This window comes from Paraflavisolibacter caeni (assembly GCF_025628885.1).
GTDB classification, from domain to species: domain Bacteria; phylum Bacteroidota; class Bacteroidia; order Chitinophagales; family Chitinophagaceae; genus Flavisolibacter; species Flavisolibacter caeni.
Genome location: NZ_JAOTIF010000003.1, coordinates 261,283 through 278,674 on the forward strand (window position 1 = coordinate 261,283; position 17,392 = coordinate 278,674).

The window sequence follows — 17,392 nt, forward strand, 5'->3', positions numbered from 1 at the left end:
GCATTTTTAGGAAGGAAGGTCCCATGGCGGGATGGGGAATTAGGCTCTGGAAAAAAAACTTTTAAAATTTGCATTCTGGAATAGGGGTAAAAAACAGTTGTGTTGTTATCATAGAAAAGACCAATTGGCGGAAGCTGTTTTTCAAATACCGGTGTTCCAGGCATTCAGGATGGAAAGTAACGAAAGAGAATTGATTTCATTACTTGAGTCAAGGAACGAAGCTGCTTTTGAACATGTGTTTAAGTCACATTTCAAAGGTCTGCACGGTTATGCATGTTCAATACTGAAAGATGAGGCGGCCGCTGAAGAAATGGTGCAGAATGTCTTCTTCAAACTTTGGGAGCGCACTGGCAATCTTTCTTTAAGCGGTTCATTGACTGCTTACCTGTACAGGGCGGTAAACAATGAATGTCTAAATTACCTGAAGCATCAAAAAGTAAAAATGAAACATGGTCTCTTTGTTGCACATAGAAAAGAAGAGCTGGCAGAAAGTGCTTCCGGAAAATTGCAATTAAGAGAATTGGAAGCGCGCCTCCAAAGTGCGATGAATGATTTGCCTGAACAATGCCGTATGATTTTCCAGCTGAGCCGGTTTGAGGAATTGCGCTATCGAGAAATTGCAGAACAACTAGGGCTTTCCATAAAAACTGTAGAGAATCAAATGGGCAAAGCCTTAAAGATATTACGGGAAAAATTGGCAGACCTACTGCCTGCAGCCATACTTTTTCTTTTTCAAATTTTAAAAAATATTCCTTGAGTCCGGAATTGAACCATATTAACGATGATCTCCTTGTCAAATACCTGTTGGGGGAAACAACCCAGGAGGAGGCTTTGCTGGTAAGAAGTTGGATATCTGCCCATCCTGATCATCAAAAGCAGTTTGATCAATTAAAAATAATATGGCAAGAAAGCGGGAAGTATTCTAGCAGTGTAAATGAAAACGATGCATGGGTCCGGTTTAAAAACCGTATCCAGCAATCTCAGAATAAAAAAGGTTCTGTCCGTAAAATATATCGCTATAGCTGGCTGCGCATTGCTGCATTGTTTGTGGTGATTGCCGGAAGTGCTTTGGCCTATTTTCTATCTCAAAAAGAACCTGTACAGACTCTAACGGTACAAACTAGATCACAGCCCTTAACAGACACTTTACCTGATGGTTCTGTAGTGACATTGAACAGGAACTCAGCAATTAGCTACCCTGAAAAGTTTGCCAAAGAAAGTCGTAAAATAGCTTTGAAAGGAGAAGCTTTCTTTAATGTAACTCCAGATAAAACTTCACCTTTTGTGATACAGGTAAATGATGTCACCATACGGGTAGTAGGTACCTCTTTTAATGTACGTAGTGAAAAGGGGACAACAGAAGTGATCGTAGAAACGGGCGTAGTGCAGGTGATTAAAAATCAAAAAGTTGCTGAATTGCACCCTAAGGAACGTATCCAAATTGACCAAAATGATTCAGTACTTGTTAAGTCCGTAGAAAAAGACCAGTTATACAATTACTACCGTACTAAGGAGTTCGTGTGTGATAATACTCCATTATGGAAACTCGTGAATGCGCTGAATGCGGCTTATAACAGTAATATATTGATAGGTCGGGCTTCTTTGCGAAACCAGCCCCTGACGGTAACTTTTGAAGATGAATCACTGGATACCATCCTGAATATTATTAGCGAAACCTTGCAAATTGAAGTCGTAAAGAAGAATGGGCAAGTGATTTTACAATAACGTTCAATCAGTAATCGATCTGCAGAAAGATGATCTGATCATTTACCATATCCATTTTTATTAATAAATCTTTCAATTAATCAGCTTTTTATGAAGAACTCGGCTTTTGCCTGGAAAGCGTTTTTCTTATTCCTTTGTTTTAGTTCTATGGTGCTCGTTGGGATGGCTCAAAGCAATCTAAATAAAGTGATTCCTCTGAGTGCATCCAATCAAAGAATAGATAATGTTTTAGAGATTTTGAGCAACAGGGGTAATTTCTACTTTTCTTACAATTCCAGTATTATCAAAAGGGATAGTGTGGTTTCTATTGATGCAACCAACAAAACGGTAAAGCAGATTTTAGATGAATTGTTTGGAAATGGGTATGAGTTTAAAGAAAGTGGCAATTATATTATCATAAGGAGGGCACCTGTAAAATTGACAATGGTAACCAATAAAGCGGTAACTGAAGATAAGTCTTACGTGGTTAGTGGTTATGTATTGGATGACAATACAGGAGCACAAATTGAAAATGCCAGTATTTATGAAAAAAAGCTTTTAGTTTCAGCGCTTACTAATGAAAATGGCTATTTTAAGCTCCGGTTAAAGAATAAAGCCAAATCAGCTGCATTGACCGTAAGTAAGGAATTTTATGAAGATACGACTGTGTTCATTGAGCCAAAGTATAACCAACAGATTACTATTACCCTTTTACCTTTGGGAGCGCCGGATATAACAATAGTAAAGCCTGAAGATTATTTTGTCCCAGACTCATTACGTGTACGGATTACTACTCCGTCAGGGATCACAGAATATACTTATGTGAAGTCTCCTGATTCTGCCAGGCTTGAGAAAACAGCTGTAGGTAAATTTCTGATTTCATCTGCACAAAAATTCCAAAGTCTTAACCTTAAAAAGTTCTTGGCTGAACGTCCATTTCAGGTATCCCTTACGCCAGGGTTAAGCACACATGGAAAAATGAGTGGTCAGGTGGTTAACAATGTTTCATTTAATGTGTTTGGAGGATACGCAGGAGGTGTTGATGGATTTGAGCTGGGTGGCCTTTTCAACCTGGACAAACAAAATGCTCAATATGCCCAAATTGCAGGACTGTTCAACATTGTTGGAGGTAATGTGAAAGGGGTGCAAATTGGTGGTATCAGTAATACTGTATTAGGAGATTTTAACGGTTTACAGATTGGTGGCATTAACAACTTTGCCAAGAAAGGATTTAATGGCTTTCAGTTAGCTGGCGTGCACAATCATACCCCTGATAGTGTTAAAGGTTTACAGATTGCAGGGGTGAGCAATTTTTCTATGTATAAGACAGGTGGTGTACAGATATCAGGAGTTGCTAATATGGCTCATGGAAATATGGATGGAGTGCAAATCAGTGGTGTGTTCAATTATACAAAACGCTTAAGGGGTTTACAGATCGGCCTGATCAACATTGCCGATACATCAGAAGGATATAGCCTTGGATTGGTAAATATTATATTGAAAGGATATCACAAACTATCTTTCTCTTCAAATGATATTACGAATGTAAATGCTGCCTATAAATCCGGTAACAGGAAATTATACAGTATATTACAGGCAGGGGCAAACTTAAAAGAAAATGAAAAGGTGTATACATTCGGTTATGGTTTGGGTAGTGATTGGCCACTGACCAACTGGCTTTATATTAATCCCGAGCTTTCTGCGAATTATTTGTACTTGGGCGCCTTTGATTATGTAAATATATTAAGTAAAGCAAACCTTCACCTTAACTTCAGACTGAGTAGGAACTTTTCAATTTTTGCAGGACCTACATTTAATGCCTATTATACTGATCAGGATGTAGAATTTAAAGGATACAAGTTTCCTGTTCCAGATGTCCATCGTAATACTTTTAAATTGCATAATAAGGTGGTTGGGTGGATTGGTTGGAATGTCGGAATTAATTTATTCTAAAAAAAAGGAAAATGAATAGGGGTAAAGAAGGATTTGGTTGTTGATTATATAAAGACAAGTATTTCGAGGGAATCATAAATCCAGTAGGGAATACTTGTTTTTATAATCTAACAACCAACAAAAAAATGAACATGAATAAAGTAACGATCCTGCTTTTTTTAGTGATAGCGATTTCAATTTTTTCTTCTTGTAAGAAAGTGATAGGTAAGGGTCCTGTTGTGACTGAAACAAGAAACATCAGTAATTTTTCTGGTATAGATCTGCGGGTTTCCGGTCGGGTGAATTACATCCAATCTCCTGATTATAAAGTGGAAGTAAGTGCACAGCAAATTATCCTCGGTTATCTCGAAACCTACGTATCGAATAATAAGCTCGTGATTAGATTTGATAATGATGTGCGCGTGCGTTCTCATGAAGACGTATTGGTAAATATTAGTGCACCGGATTTGAGCAGTCTAAGGGTAAGTGGCTCTGGTGACATCATGGCTAACGGCAACCTGACACCTGAATCAATGGACGTAGAGATCAGCGGTTCTGGTAACATCACAATAACCAATCTGGAGACTGGTTACCTGGGATCTGACATCAGTGGCTCTGGAGATATTAAAATATTACATGGCACCGCTACAGAAGAAAAGTTAAAGATCAGTGGTAGTGGAGGTATGGATTTTTCCAATGTTTTGTCTAAATATGTAACCACCAATACAAGTGGGTCGGGTGATATGCGCGTTTATGCAACTGACAAGTTGAATGTAACAATATCAGGAAGTGGATCAGTGTATTATAAAGGCCAACCTCTGATTAGTACACAAATATCTGGCTCCGGAAAAGTAAGGCCAATGTAATAATGTATCCAGAAGTTACCGCCTATGGCATTTCCTGCCATTTATATACAAATTGTCACCCCCAATGGCTCAGTTTTAAGATACACATTTTGCTTTACAAAATCCTATATTCCTTTTCTGTTTAGTCCAAAGACTTTAAATAGCCTCATATTATAAAAATATATCTGTAAGGTATTTATGTTCTACAGAGTTGATGTGAGTTAGGATTGAGCGATTTTCTTTCCGCAAAATGCTAGTAGTTACTATTCCTATTTAAAAACAAAGGCAACCCGGAGAAAAAATATACGTACTGTTTAAGCATATAGCCAATTAATGGACAATAGGAATTTAATAAAAAATGTCGGAGCCCAGCAGCCTTCAGAAGTTGCTATTGTATCTGTAAAGAGGAATAAATTATCTTTTATTAAGAGCAAAAAAACTCCCTTGCCAATAAAGTACGTCGGGTTTTATTCGCCACTTGATAAACATGTAAATGTTGTAGGTAAAAGGCTGTTTGATTTTTTCTTGTCTTCTATATTCATATTGTTTTTTCTTTCCTGGCTGATTCCCGTTTTTGCACTATTGATAAAACTTGATTCTAAAGGCCCAGTCTTCTTTTTACAAAAACGATATAAAAGGAACAAACAATTATTTACTTGCATTAAGTTTAGAACGATGATTGTAAACGATAATGCGGATATACAGGTGGCAGGTTTTGATGATGCCCGGATTACATCTATCGGCAGATTTTTAAGAAAATTTCATTTGGACGAATTGCCACAATTATTTAATGTTTGTTGGGGTGATATGTCCATAGTTGGTCCCAGGCCTTATATGATTATTGAAAATGACAACTTTGAAGAAATGAGTATCTCCTACTTGTTTCGATATAAAGTGAAGCCCGGAATTACAGGATTAGCGCAATCTTTAGGAAATTTTGGCCCTTTGATGAGTGCAGATAAATTGATGGAAAGATTAGAGTTAGATCTCCAATATATTAGGAAGTGGTCGGTAGGGTCGGACCTTCTAATTATTTACCGGACGCTATTATTAATGATTTCATCCAGCAATTGCAAATACAATTAATTATAAACAATAAAAAACAAGAATTATAAGCCTGAAAAAGATTGTACATAGTATGCTTTCAATTTTAAATGCCAGGGAAAGACGTCGGTTTTTCTTTCAGATAGCTATTGACGTTTTTATGAGTTGTATAGATATAGTTTTCCTGGCCTTACTGATTTTCATAGTTAATTCATTTGTTCAGGATAATGTTGCCGGGCGTTCTGCTGAATTGAGGAAATTATTGAACCAGAACGCATTATTATACCTCGGCGCTTTTGCTTTTCTATTCTTCATAAAAAATTTATTAGCTTGTTTTCTAATTGAAAAACAACAAAGATTTGTTTATAACGTTGCTTCCAGGATCTCCCATCATCAGCTTTCCGTGTATTTTCATTCAGACTTTAGTCATTATGTAAAAATCAACTCATCCCTACACATAAGAAAAATCAGTCAGGAGCCAATTGAGTTTTGTCATTATGTTTTAAGCGGACTTCAACAAATGGCTAGTCAATCTATATTGGCTTTAATAACTATAACGGTTATACTTTGTTACAATTTGCAATTATGTGTCCTGCTTTTTTTGATATTAGCTCCTCCCATTTTCTTCATTGCCTTTCATTTCAAAAGAAAGGTTAGTTGGTTACGCGGTAATATTAAAGACAGTAGCGCTAAATCTCTCCAATATTTACAGGAAGCTCTATCCGGATATGTGGAAAGCCACCTCTATGGTAAAAAAGATTTTTTCGTTAACAGGTATTCACAACAACAGGACCAGCTTAACAGGTATCTTGCTATACTGCAAACCATGCAAAGTTTTCCAACACGGCTGATGGAAGCATTTGCCGTTTTAGGTTTTTTTGCCATGATAGTAATTAACCAGCAGATTTTTAATGGAACTGTTTCTTTTGTTACTATTGGTGCTTTCATGGCGGCTGCATATAAAGTGATTCCTGCTATTGTTAAAATATTCAATTCAGCCGGGCAAGTGAATGCCTATGCTTTTACGATCAATGATTTATCTAATGACAGTCATACAGTAACAAAGAATAGATCACCTGAAACGGGGGGCGAAATAGAAAAGATTTGTTTTAAAAATGTATTTTTCTCGTATACGCGTCCAGTTCTTAAGGATTTCAACTTTTCCTTTAAACGTGGCGATTTTATTGGTATTTCGGGTGTTTCTGGTATAGGGAAAACAACTTTGGTGAATTTGTTATTAGGTTTTTTAACACCTGATTCTGGTGAAATTATTTTTAATAATACAGTTACTACCAGTGCCATCCGGAAAACTTTTCATAAAAGGATATCCTATGCAAAACAACAGAGTTTTTTATTATACGATTCATTACTGAATAATATTGTTTTTGAAGAAGCCGGGTATAATGAAAGAAAGTTTATGAAAGCAGTTTCTGCTGCGGGCATTAATAAAGTAGAAAACATACATAGTTTCATAAATGTTAATGAAGTAAGTGAAAACGGGAAAAATATCAGCGGCGGACAACGTCAACGAATCGCATTGGCCAGGGCATTTTATAAAGACTTTGATTTAATTATTTTAGACGAGCCCTGCAGTGAGTTAGACAAACAGTCAGAATTAAAATTGCTCCAAAATTTACAACAACTAACAAAAGAAGGTAAAATAGTATTGTTAATTACCCACAACCAAAATAGCTTATCTTTTTGCAACAAAATTATTTCAATGGATGAAGGCGCGTGAGGCTTTTGTAATTCTTACACCTGGTTTTCCTGCTAGTGAGTCTGATGATACATGCTTGCCGGAGCGGCAGGTATTTGTTCGATCATTAATAAAACAATATCAGGATATAGATATAATTATATTAACCTTTCATTATCCTTATACCGCAAATCAATACAAATGGTATGGCGCAGAAGTAATCAGCTTTGGAGGTCAAAATCACGGTAAATTCAAAAAACTTAATATTTGGTTTCAGGTATGGCAAACATTAACTCGCCTTAACCAACAAAAAAGAATAATTGGCGTACTTAGTTTTTGGTTGGGAGAATGCGCGTTTGTTGGCAATTTTTTTTCTCGCCGTTATCATAGAAAACATTTCTGTTGGTTGTTAGGACAGGATGCAAAAAAGGGAAATCGGTATATACAATTAATAAAACCTCATTCAGAATCATTGATCGCAATCTCTGATTTTATTGCTGAAGAACTTCATCGTAATTATAAAATCAGGCCCGCTCACATTATTACTTCAGGAATTGATACAGATCTCTTTACTCAACAAAGTTTCGATAGAGAAATTGATGTTTTGGGGGCTGGTTCCTTAACTACTTTAAAGCAGTTTGATATTTTTATAAATATTATACATGAATTGAATAAATTCATTCCTGGATTAAAAGCTGTTCTTTGTGGTAAAGGGCCGCTAAAACAACACTTATTACAACAGATAAAGGATCTCCATTTAGAATCTTCTATCACCTTACTGGATGAAATCCCACACAAAAATGTGTTACAATTGATGCAAAAGACAAAAGTATTTTTACATACTTCCAGCTATGAAGGTTGGAGTACTGTGTGTATGGAAGCATTGTATGCTGGTGCCCACGTTATAGCCTTTTGCCGGCCTATGAATGAATCTATGCCTCATTTCCATATTCTTTCTTCAAAAGCAGATATGATTAAAGAAATTGGAGCGATCCTGCAAGATCAGGAGAGAGCGCATACATCGATATTCCCATTTCCTATACAGCAAACTGTCAAAAAGGTCATGGACCTTTACGCTCGATAAGACTTTTGCTTGTTGCATAAATTGTATCTGCAATATGCTGAAAAGAAAGGTTTTCTTGGAAATGAAGTTGAATAGCTGCTGTAAGTTGGGTTTTGCAAATTGAATTAGTAGCACAAAGTGATTGATATAAAGAGTCAATATTCCCTGTTTCATATAGAAATCCGAGTTTTCCGTTGCTTGTAATTTTTCTGAATGATGGAATGGAAGTAACAATTGGAATGCAGCCGCAAGCCATGGCTTCTATCAATGCATATCCACTGCCTTCCTTATAACTGCCAGAAATGTAAAAATCTGCACTGCTGTACCAATATACAAGTTCTTCGTGCGCTTTCTTGCCCACTAAAACAACAGATTGCCTTTTTGGATCTTCTTTTTCTAAGATTGATAACAACTCCTTTTCAAGATCATTTTGCTGGTAGATCATATAAAGCCGGGCAGATGGATTTGATTGGGCATATTTTAAAAAAGCCTTTACTACCAGGATTGGATTTTTATTATGGTCAAGCCTGCCAACCCATAAGAAATTTTCATCGCCGCTGATACCTGATATGCTTTTTGCCTTTTCCTTGTTAATTCGGGCAAAGTGTGTAGAACCTTCTACCATTTCTATTACTTTATTTAGGCATTTGATCACTCCCTTTTCTACCCATGGTAATGCTAGTTCTTTTGTTGTAAATAAATAAGCATCAATACATTGATCTGCCATTTTTTGAAGGAAACCTCTTTTCCCGCCTGTAGGTATTTCTGCATGATGCTGTACAATGATTTTAACATCCTTTCCCAACTGCCACCTGAGCAATATGGTTTGCAGTGGATATACCAAACCATGAAGGATAATAACAGTAGGTTTTAGTTGCTTGATAAAATTGTGTTTGGAATAGGGTATCCAGTATTTTGATGAATGACCATGGAAATAATAATAACTGACGCCATTCATTTCTTGGCTGCCTTCGGAATTCATAAACTTTATAATGGAGGTATGGCAACCATAAGGTAGGTATTTAACGTATTCAATGTTTGGGCGGTGCTGTTGTAGCAACAGGTCTGGATCCTGAATGTTTACTGAATGATAATAGGAGAGATCAATAATATTCATGTTTGATTCTATATATGGTAGTAATAAATGAAACTTTTTAAAAAAATATTAAGCAAGTTCAATGGCTTACAATATAATCAGGAATATTTGTGCCTTGCAAAGGAAAAACTTGTCTCTCCGCTTCATGTATATATAATTAAAAATAATCTGGTATTGGATGATATTACCTCAGATCATTTGTTTGTTGGCTATAGTCCTTTGATTTTTGCATTGCCCGATAAAAAAGAGCTTGACACACACATAACCGTTTGTCTAACTGCTAAGCCACAACTTCCTAATACATCTATACGTAAAAAAGAGGTGATCGCACAACTCGTACTCCAAAAAAAATATCGGCAGTGCTGCGAGGGTATAACAATTTTGTACTACGTCGGTTTAAATGGCCGGCACCAGTTTTTATCGCCTCTGCAACAAAGTATTAATGATATTTATAATCTATTATATAATCAAAGGAAGGATAATGTATTTTTGAATAGTAACTTATATAAACAGGTCCAGATTGCTTATTCATTGCCTAGGGTTATTTCTTTAATTACAGTAGGCAATACCATTCAATTGTTTAATCTTTTTCCTACTGATCTGCAAGGGCCATTTGAGGACCATTATCTCATTTCTTTACGGCACGAAGGCAAAGCATGCGCCCAGGTAGAGGATGCAAAAAGGATTCTTTTATGCAATGTAGATGCATCATGCTTTTCTTATGTGTACCAGCTGGGTAAAAATCATATGCAGCCGCTGAAAGAAAAAAGTAGCTTTCTTTTTAGCAAGGTCGAATCAATCACATTCAACTTGCCAATACCTCAGCATGCATTAAAGTACCAAGAATTAGAATTGAAGGACGCTTTTATTTGTGGGATACATAAAATACTTCTCTTTAAAGTGATCCATGTTGAAACTTTGAACAATTCGCCATCTACTTTGGCCCATATCCATAACTACTATGCAACCTGGCGAAAAACAAAGCAGTTGGAAGGCAACTATTTATTTCGCTAACCGTATGTATTATATCGATATAAACATACCGGATGCCTAAAGTTTTATTATTTAATCCAAGAAGTGCGCAGTATAAGCCAAGAATACCTAATTCCATACTGAGTATTGCAGCATCCATAGATGGCATTTTTGATTATGTGATCGTGGACGGAAATTTGGAAACTGACCCCGCGTCTAAAATTCTTGGATATTTAGCGAAAGGAGATTTTAAGTATTTTGGTTGCACCTGCATGCCGGGCCCACAGTTAAAACAAGCCATTCCTATTTCCAGAAGTATACGGCAGATTTTTCCGGATGTAATTACAATATGGGGTGGTTACTTTCCTTCCAATCAACCGAAAGTCGTATTAAATTCCGGGTATGTTGATTTTATTGTAAATGGCCCAGGAGACAAAAGTTTTCTGGCCTTACTGCATGCTATTGAAAAAGGAGAGCCCTATGAGCAAATCCGTAACCTGATTTACAAAAAGGGCGACCAAATGATCAGAACTCCAAAAGATGAGTTGTACGACCAGGATGAGCTGCCATTGTTACCTTATGAAAAGCTCGATAGTTTTTATCCTATCAAAAAGTACCTGGGCAAGACCTACCTTGGTACAAAAACAATAGCATATCATTCTAGTGTTGGTTGCCCTTTTAAATGTTCCTTTTGTGCAGTAGTACCTATTTATAATGCCAGGTGGAAAGGCAAATCAGCCAGGTTAATTTATCAGGATATAAAATTTCTGAAGGAACGTTATGGGGGGAATGCTATTGAATTTCACGATAATAATTTTTTTGTTTCTGAAAAACGAACGCTCGAATTTTCAAAGTTGATCGAAAAGGAAAATATGATATGGTGGGGCGAAGGTAGAATCGATACTATCGACAAATATGCCGATGAAACTTTGGCTCTTATGAGGAAGTCAGGCTGCAAGATGATTTTTTTTGGAGCAGAGACTGGCAATGATGCTATATTAAAGAAAATGGCTAAAGGCGGTACTCAATCCAGCGCTGAGATCAAAGCGTTTGCTGCACGGATGGCAAAGTTTGATATCGTTCCAGAGTATTCATTTGTGTTAGGTACGCCAGCCGATTCTCCTGATCAGATGATGAAGCAGATAGATGATGATATAGCCTTTATAAAGGAAATAAAAACCATTAATCCAAAAACTGAAATCATTATTTATGTATACAGCCCGGTGCCGAATGAAGGATCAGAAATGTACCAGGAGGTATTGCAAAAAGGTTTCCAATTTCCTGAACAATTGGAAGATTGGATCAGTCCTCACTGGGAAGCATTTGATTTGCGAAAGAACCCTTTAACGCCCTGGCTATTGCCTGAAATGATCGATAAGATCAAAGATTTTGAAACTGTACTTAACTGTTACTATCCTACAGTATCCGACCTGCGGTTAACAACTTTCAAACGGAAATTCATGCGTGTAATGTCTTCATTGCGATACAAAACAGGTATTTATTACAAGCCATATGAATTAAAAGCGATGCAGCTGCTGTGGAAATACAGGCAACCGGAAATAGAAGGATTTTAAACCATTTTCGTGAATAAGATGATTAAATATGTTGTCGAAACTACTTATAAGCCAATATTGGATAAATACCTTTCTTGTACCCGTAATTACAATTATAAGGGGATAAGACTGCAAATACCTCCACAGGTATTTCATCCAGGCTTCTTTTTTAGCACTCAATTGTTATTAAAATTTATCAACCGTTTGCCTCTACAGCAAATGAGGGTTTTGGAGTTAGGAGCCGGCAGTGGTTTGATAGCCATAGAAGCAGCACGGAAAGGGGCCTGTGTGACTGCTTCTGATATTAACCCCATAGCCATTGATTATTTAGAAAAGAACAAAAAAGCTAATGGTGTTGAATTTACGATCATTTATTCTGATTTATTTGCATCTATCCCGGAACAGCATTTTGACATGATCATAATTAATCCTCCTTACTATAAAAAGCAACCAATTACGTCCTATGATTATGCGTGGTACTGTGGGGAAAATGGCGAATACTTTGAAAAGTTATTTAGTAGTATAGGGAATTATGTACTACCTGAATCAACAGTGATTATGACCTTGTGTGATGGATGTGACATTGAAATGGTAAGAGCATTTGCTTCAAAAAATAATTTTCAAATGAAGTGTGTTTATTCCAGGAAGAATCTTATTGAAAGAAATTTTATTTACCAGATAAAACCAGTCGGATACTGGTAAATGTGCGTATCACAAGTGTCAGTTAACCATTTTGTTCTAAATTGATTTAACTCCCATGAATGTTGCAGCAATCATTATTACATACATATAAAAGATATCGTACACTGCATACAAATGATATTAAGGCGTTGCCTATTGTTATACTCATGCCACATAGCGCCTGTAATTGCCGTTGTATCATGTGCGACATCTGGAAAAGCAACCTGCATTTAAGGCAACTGAAAGAGTCTGATATCAGGGATTTGATTGCAACTTTAAAAAAGTTAGAAACAAGGCAGGTAGTGATGTCTGGTGGGGAAGCCTTGCTTAACCCTGATTTTTTTCTTTTTTGTGAAATGCTTCGTAAGGAAAATTTGCATATAACCCTTTTAACGACTGGACTTTCGCTTAGTAAACATGCTGCTTCATTGTTGCAACTGGTGAATGATATTATTGTTTCCCTGGATGGTGATGAACAGACGCATGATACCATACGAAATATTAAAGGTGCTTATCAAAAGATGAGCGAGGGTGTTCAGTACTTAAAAGCCATAAACCCTTCTTACCGTATTTCAGCCCGAACTGTTATTCATAGGCTTAATTATAAAGTATGGAAAAGAATAATCAAAAGCGCAAAAGAAATCGGTCTGAACCAGATTAGCTTTTTACCGGCAGATGTAAGTAGTCATGCCTTCAACCGCCCAATCCTGTGGAATGACGACCGGCAATTGGAAATAGCCCTGCACGAAGAAGAACTGCCTGAATTGATGCAGATAATCGATGAATTACTTAGTGAATGTCAGAATGATTTCTTACAACATTTTATTGCCGAATCACCAGAAAAGATAAAAAAGATTTATAACTTCTACAGTGCCTTATATAACAAGTGTGATTTTCCTTACAAAAAATGCAATGCACCATGGGTTTCAACAGTAGTTGAAGCAGATGGTGTGGTAAAACCTTGTTTTTTTCATTCAGAAATAGGCAATATCCATAATAATTCCTTGATCGATATTTTGAACGGCCAAAGAGCTAAGCAATTCAGGAAGAATTTAAATGTGGAAAAAGACGAAACCTGCAAACGTTGTGTTTGTTCCCTAAATCTGCCTGCCTGGTTGAATCCTGTTGTTACAACAAAAAACTGAAAAAGATGAAGCGAATTTTGTTTACTCATTCTTATTTTTTAAAACTTGATGTAAAGCAGTGGCAACTAGGACAGCCTTATGCTCCTTTAGGAACTTTATATGCAGCGGCCTTGATGCGTGAAAATAAATATGAAGTAATGCTGCATGATACAATGTTTGCCGACGCTTCAGCGGAAATCATTCCTGTTATTAAATCCTTCCAGCCGCATTATGTTATTATTTATGATGATGGGTTCAATTACCTGACAAAGATGTGTTTGTCCAATATGCGGAATGCGGCTTTTGAAATGATAAGATTAGCAAAAGAAAACCAGTGCACTGTAATTATATCTAGTTCCGATTCAACTGACCATTTTGAAAAATATCTTCAGGTAGGGGCTGATTTTATAATCTTAGGTGAAGGCGAGCAAACACTTTTGGAGTTGATTGATTCACTGGAAAGTAAAGTTGATGATTTTTCAACCATTCCGGGAATTGCTTTCAAGTTGGATTCTGAAATAAAAAAAACAGCAAAGCGACCGGTTTTAAAAGATTTGGATATCCTGCCACTACCTGCATGGGACTTGGTCGAAATAGAATTGTACAGGAAAACCTGGATGAAACATGCGGGGTACTTCTCCATGAACATAGGCACCACCAGGGGATGTCCGTTTAAATGTAACTGGTGTGCCAAGCCAATATATGGAAATCGCTATCATGCCCGTTCTCCGGAGGCAGTTGTAAAAGAGTTGATCTTTTTAAAAGAAAGTTTTGGTTTCGACCATATCTGGTTCTGCGATGATATTTTTGGATTAAAGCCTGGCTGGGTAGCTGAATTTGCTGAATGTCTTCAAAAGGAAAACTTGAAGTTTAAGTTCAAGATACAATCAAGAGCAGATTTATTAGTGCAGGAAAACTATGTGTATCATCTTTATAAGGCAGGTTGTGATAATGTTTGGATGGGAGCTGAGAGTGGGTCACAAAAAATCCTAGATGCAATGGATAAGGGCATCACTATAGCCCAGATTCGGGATGCGACTACTTTATTGAAAAAACATCAGATAAAACCTTCATTTTTTATTCAATTTGGTTACCTGGGAGAAACAAAGGAAGATATAGCCTTAACCATTAAAATGATTAAAGAATTGCAGCCATATGAGATAGGAATTTCAGTCTCCTATCCACTACCCGGAACAGTTTTCTATGAAAAAGTAAACGCTCAAATGAAGGAAAAAACTAACTGGACAGACTCGGATGACCTGGCGTTGTTATTTGTAAATACATACCCTCCCTCTTTTTATAAAAATCTTCATCGTTATGTTCACCATAGCTTCAAAGTATACCGGGGAAAAGCTTTAATTCTGAAAGCCTTCCAGTCTCCTTTTTCATTGAATGGAAAGGACTGGAAAATAGCATTAGCAACTTTTTGGTATGCTTATAAGCAATTGATCAATAAAATACAATTAAAAAGCTATGTGCCAAATTGATGAAACGCCCTTCGATGCTGTTGCAGCAACGTATGATGACTCTTTTTCTCAGACACTTATTGGACAGCAGCAACGTCTAGCTGTTCGGAAAAATATAATGCCAATTTTAAAAGGTAAAAATGATTTAAAAATTTTAGAGATAAATTGTGGTACAGGTGATGATGCTTTGTGGCTGACTTCATTAGGACATGAAGTAATGGCAACTGATGCGTCGGCTCAAATGATAGAGAGAGCTATAATGAAGGCTTCCATGGTTGTTGCTCCTGGCAATGTTAGTTTCCTGCAATGTCCTTTTGAAAGATTGTATTCTTTATTAAAAGGGCAAAAGTTTGATGTTATCTTCTCTAATTTTTCCGGATTAAACTGTATATCTTTTGGGGAATTACAAATACTGAATAATGATTTAAGTTCTTTACTAAAGCCTAATGGCTACTTGGCTGTTATTTTATTTGGCAAATATACATTTTGGGAAACCCTTTATTATCTTGTTCAGTTGGATCTAAAACAAGCCTTTAGAAGGTGGAGTAATAAAGCGGTAAAAGTGAATTTAAGTTATGGTATAACGCAATCTGTATACTATTACTCTGTTGGTCAATTTCAAAAATTAATGTATCGTTTTCAATTAGTGCAAAAGAGGCCTGTTGGTTTGTTTGTCCCGCCCTCTTATTTAGAAAATTGGGTAGTAAAAAAGCCTGGCTTTTTTAAAGCATTAAATAAAATGGAACTTAAGTTTTCGAAAGTACCTCTTTTATCAGGCCTCTCAGATCACACATTTTTACTTTTTAAAAATAAAGTACGATGAAGATACTTTTCACGCACGGGTATTTTATTCATGAAGATGAAAGAGAATTAAAGATAATGCGCCCATATGTTCCTCTGGGCATTTTATATATTTCTGCATACCTGGAGCAACATGATTATCCAAATGCTGTATTTGATAGTACCTTTTCTTCGTTTGACAAGCTTTGTGATGAACTGTTGCAAACTAAGCCTGATGTGGTAGGCATTTATACGAACCTTATGACGAAGCTGAATGTATTACGCATCATACAATTTATAAAAAATCAACCAGAATTAAATCATACATCCATTGTTCTTGGCGGGCCTGAAGTTAGAAACCATATTCATAATTTTTTGGAGAACGGTGCAGATTACCTTGTGTTGGGAGAAGGAGAACAAACTATGTTGGAACTAGTAAAATGGTTGGATGGAGAATCCTCTGCTGTGCTAAGTTCTATTGATGGCATTGCTTATAAAGACAAAAATCAACTCGTGCAGCAGAACAATGAAAGATCTAAACTTAAAAATCTAGATGAATTACCATTACCCAACAGGAAAAAAGTAAATCTGCAGAATTATTTTGATGTATGGAAAAGTAAGCATGGAACGAGTGCTATTTCAATTAATACAATGAGAGGATGTCCTTATAGTTGCAAATGGTGTAGTCGTGCAGTATACGGGCAAAGTTACCGTAGAAGAAGTGCTGTGAGAGTTGCGGATGAAATTCAATCAATCAAAGAGAATTATCAAGTTGATAGCATTTGGTTTGTTGATGATGTCTTTACAATAAGCCATAAATGGATGCATGAATTTACCGAAGAGGTGATAAGACGTAATTTAGTTACCCCTTATGAATGTATTACCCGCGCCGATCGTTTAAATGAAGAGGTGTTGAAAGACTTAAAAAGGAGCGGCTGTTTTCGGGTGTGGATTGGCGCAGAAAGTGGTTCCCAAAAAATTATTGATTTGATGGACCGCAGGGTTGAGGTGCAACAGGTTAGAAATATGATTCGATTAGCAAAGAAATTTGGATTACAGGCTGGTACCTTTATAATGGTTGGCTATCCAGGTGAAACAAAAATAGATATATGGGAAACAGTGAATCATTTAAAACTATCCGATCCTGATCTGTTTACTATTACAATCGCTTACCCAATTAAAGGAACCCCATTATACGCAGAAGTGGAAGAACGGTTTATCAAATCCTTGCCTTGGGAAAAGAGTACCGATAGAGATATTGATTTCAAAAGAACTTACAAGAGAAAGTATTATGATTATGCAGTTAAAATGATTAATAACGAAGTAAGCTTCCATAAAGCATGGAACAGTGCTGAACACAATTGGCGCGAATTGATAAGATTTAAACTGAAGTCCATGTGGGCAAAAGGTCGAATGTTGATGTTAGAAAAATAATA

The 17,392-nt window shown here is 36.5% G+C and carries 15 protein-coding genes; 14 read left to right on the top strand and 1 reads right to left on the bottom strand.

Annotated elements, in window-relative coordinates; all coding sequences use genetic code 11:
• The first annotated feature begins 124 nt into the window (after positions 1 to 124).
• From OCK74_RS07545 to OCK74_RS07575, 7 genes are all read left to right on the top strand, one after another.
• Positions 125 to 757 carry an RNA polymerase sigma-70 factor gene (locus tag OCK74_RS07545; protein WP_279296409.1) on the top strand — a complete coding sequence of 211 codons (633 nt, stop codon included), beginning with the start codon at positions 125 to 127 and terminating at the stop codon, positions 755 to 757.
• Positions 754 to 1,725, top strand: coding sequence for a FecR domain-containing protein (locus OCK74_RS07550; RefSeq protein WP_279296410.1), 972 nt, complete (start codon positions 754 to 756; stop codon positions 1,723 to 1,725). The genes OCK74_RS07545 and OCK74_RS07550 overlap by 4 nt, the downstream gene beginning before the upstream one ends.
• A 90-nt stretch (positions 1,726 to 1,815) precedes the next feature.
• Positions 1,816 to 3,657 carry an STN and carboxypeptidase regulatory-like domain-containing protein gene (locus OCK74_RS07555; RefSeq protein WP_279296411.1) on the top strand — a complete coding sequence of 614 codons (1,842 nt, stop codon included), beginning with the start codon at positions 1,816 to 1,818 and terminating at the stop codon, positions 3,655 to 3,657.
• 131 nt (positions 3,658 to 3,788) lie between these two features.
• Positions 3,789 to 4,502 (top strand): head GIN domain-containing protein, encoded by a 714-nt coding sequence (locus OCK74_RS07560; protein WP_279296412.1) that lies wholly within the window; start codon positions 3,789 to 3,791, stop codon positions 4,500 to 4,502.
• Between the two features lie 312 nt (positions 4,503 to 4,814).
• Complete coding sequence (locus OCK74_RS07565) at positions 4,815 to 5,567, top strand: sugar transferase (protein ID WP_279296413.1); 753 nt, start codon at positions 4,815 to 4,817, stop codon at positions 5,565 to 5,567.
• Positions 5,568 to 6,351: 784 nt separating this feature from the next.
• Positions 6,352 to 7,263, top strand: coding sequence for an ATP-binding cassette domain-containing protein (locus OCK74_RS07570; RefSeq protein WP_279296414.1), 912 nt, complete (start codon positions 6,352 to 6,354; stop codon positions 7,261 to 7,263).
• Positions 7,250 to 8,305, top strand: coding sequence for a glycosyltransferase (locus tag OCK74_RS07575; RefSeq protein ID WP_279296415.1), 1,056 nt, complete (start codon positions 7,250 to 7,252; stop codon positions 8,303 to 8,305). Before OCK74_RS07570 ends, OCK74_RS07575 begins: the two co-directional genes overlap by 14 nt.
• On the opposite strand, the gene OCK74_RS07580 is transcribed toward OCK74_RS07575, so the two are convergent.
• Positions 8,283 to 9,401, bottom strand: a complete 1,119-nt coding sequence (locus tag OCK74_RS07580) for a glycosyltransferase family 4 protein (RefSeq protein ID WP_279296416.1) — start codon at positions 9,399 to 9,401, stop codon at positions 8,283 to 8,285. The genes OCK74_RS07575 and OCK74_RS07580 overlap by 23 nt on opposite strands.
• Positions 9,402 to 9,428: 27 nt before the next feature.
• Here OCK74_RS07580 and OCK74_RS07585 point away from each other — a divergent pair, with 27 nt between their 5' ends.
• Genes OCK74_RS07585 through OCK74_RS07615 form a run of 7 tightly spaced genes read left to right on the top strand, consistent with a single transcriptional unit; the run spans position 9,429 to position 17,390 of the window.
• On the top strand, positions 9,429 to 10,394 hold the full coding sequence (locus OCK74_RS07585; protein ID WP_279296417.1) for a hypothetical protein: 966 nt from the start codon (positions 9,429 to 9,431) through the stop codon (positions 10,392 to 10,394).
• Between the two features lie 32 nt (positions 10,395 to 10,426).
• Positions 10,427 to 11,926, top strand: a complete 1,500-nt coding sequence (locus OCK74_RS07590) for a B12-binding domain-containing radical SAM protein (RefSeq protein WP_279296418.1) — start codon at positions 10,427 to 10,429, stop codon at positions 11,924 to 11,926.
• A gap of 18 nt (positions 11,927 to 11,944) precedes the next feature.
• Positions 11,945 to 12,607 (top strand): methyltransferase, encoded by a 663-nt coding sequence (locus OCK74_RS07595; protein ID WP_279296436.1) that lies wholly within the window; start codon positions 11,945 to 11,947, stop codon positions 12,605 to 12,607.
• A 59-nt stretch (positions 12,608 to 12,666) separates the two neighbouring features.
• The gene (locus OCK74_RS07600; protein ID WP_279296419.1) at positions 12,667 to 13,731 is read left to right on the top strand and encodes a radical SAM protein; all 1,065 of its coding nucleotides are present in this window, start codon (positions 12,667 to 12,669) and stop codon (positions 13,729 to 13,731) included.
• 5 nt (positions 13,732 to 13,736) lie between these two features.
• Positions 13,737 to 15,197 (top strand): B12-binding domain-containing radical SAM protein, encoded by a 1,461-nt coding sequence (locus OCK74_RS07605; protein WP_279296420.1) that lies wholly within the window; start codon positions 13,737 to 13,739, stop codon positions 15,195 to 15,197.
• Positions 15,184 to 15,999 (top strand): class I SAM-dependent methyltransferase, encoded by an 816-nt coding sequence (locus OCK74_RS07610; protein ID WP_279296421.1) that lies wholly within the window; start codon positions 15,184 to 15,186, stop codon positions 15,997 to 15,999. The genes OCK74_RS07605 and OCK74_RS07610 overlap by 14 nt, the downstream gene beginning before the upstream one ends.
• A 56-nt stretch (positions 16,000 to 16,055) precedes the next feature.
• On the top strand, positions 16,056 to 17,390 hold the full coding sequence (locus OCK74_RS07615; RefSeq protein WP_279296437.1) for a B12-binding domain-containing radical SAM protein: 1,335 nt from the start codon (positions 16,056 to 16,058) through the stop codon (positions 17,388 to 17,390).
• The last annotated feature ends 2 nt before the right edge of the window (positions 17,391 to 17,392 follow it).

Bases quoted from the DNA above. Each gene is read 5' to 3' on its own strand.
- OCK74_RS07555 (WP_279296411.1), top strand. From the start codon at position 1,816: ATGAAGAACTCGGCTTTTGCCTGGAAAGCGTTTTTCTTATTCCTTTGT.
- OCK74_RS07560 (WP_279296412.1), top strand. From the start codon at position 3,789: ATGAATAAAGTAACGATCCTGCTTTTTTTAGTGATAGCGATTTCAATT.
- OCK74_RS07565 (WP_279296413.1), top strand. From the start codon at position 4,815: ATGGACAATAGGAATTTAATAAAAAATGTCGGAGCCCAGCAGCCTTCA.
- OCK74_RS07570 (WP_279296414.1), top strand. From the start codon at position 6,352: ATGCAAAGTTTTCCAACACGGCTGATGGAAGCATTTGCCGTTTTAGGT.
- OCK74_RS07575 (WP_279296415.1), top strand. From the start codon at position 7,250: ATGAAGGCGCGTGAGGCTTTTGTAATTCTTACACCTGGTTTTCCTGCT.
- OCK74_RS07580 (WP_279296416.1), bottom strand. From the start codon at position 9,401: ATGAATATTATTGATCTCTCCTATTATCATTCAGTAAACATTCAGGAT.
- OCK74_RS07585 (WP_279296417.1), top strand. From the start codon at position 9,429: ATGAAACTTTTTAAAAAAATATTAAGCAAGTTCAATGGCTTACAATAT.
- OCK74_RS07590 (WP_279296418.1), top strand. From the start codon at position 10,427: ATGCCTAAAGTTTTATTATTTAATCCAAGAAGTGCGCAGTATAAGCCA.
- OCK74_RS07595 (WP_279296436.1), top strand. From the start codon at position 11,945: ATGATTAAATATGTTGTCGAAACTACTTATAAGCCAATATTGGATAAA.
- OCK74_RS07600 (WP_279296419.1), top strand. From the start codon at position 12,667: ATGTTGCAGCAATCATTATTACATACATATAAAAGATATCGTACACTG.
- OCK74_RS07605 (WP_279296420.1), top strand. From the start codon at position 13,737: ATGAAGCGAATTTTGTTTACTCATTCTTATTTTTTAAAACTTGATGTA.
- OCK74_RS07610 (WP_279296421.1), top strand. From the start codon at position 15,184: ATGTGCCAAATTGATGAAACGCCCTTCGATGCTGTTGCAGCAACGTAT.
- OCK74_RS07615 (WP_279296437.1), top strand. From the start codon at position 16,056: ATGCGCCCATATGTTCCTCTGGGCATTTTATATATTTCTGCATACCTG.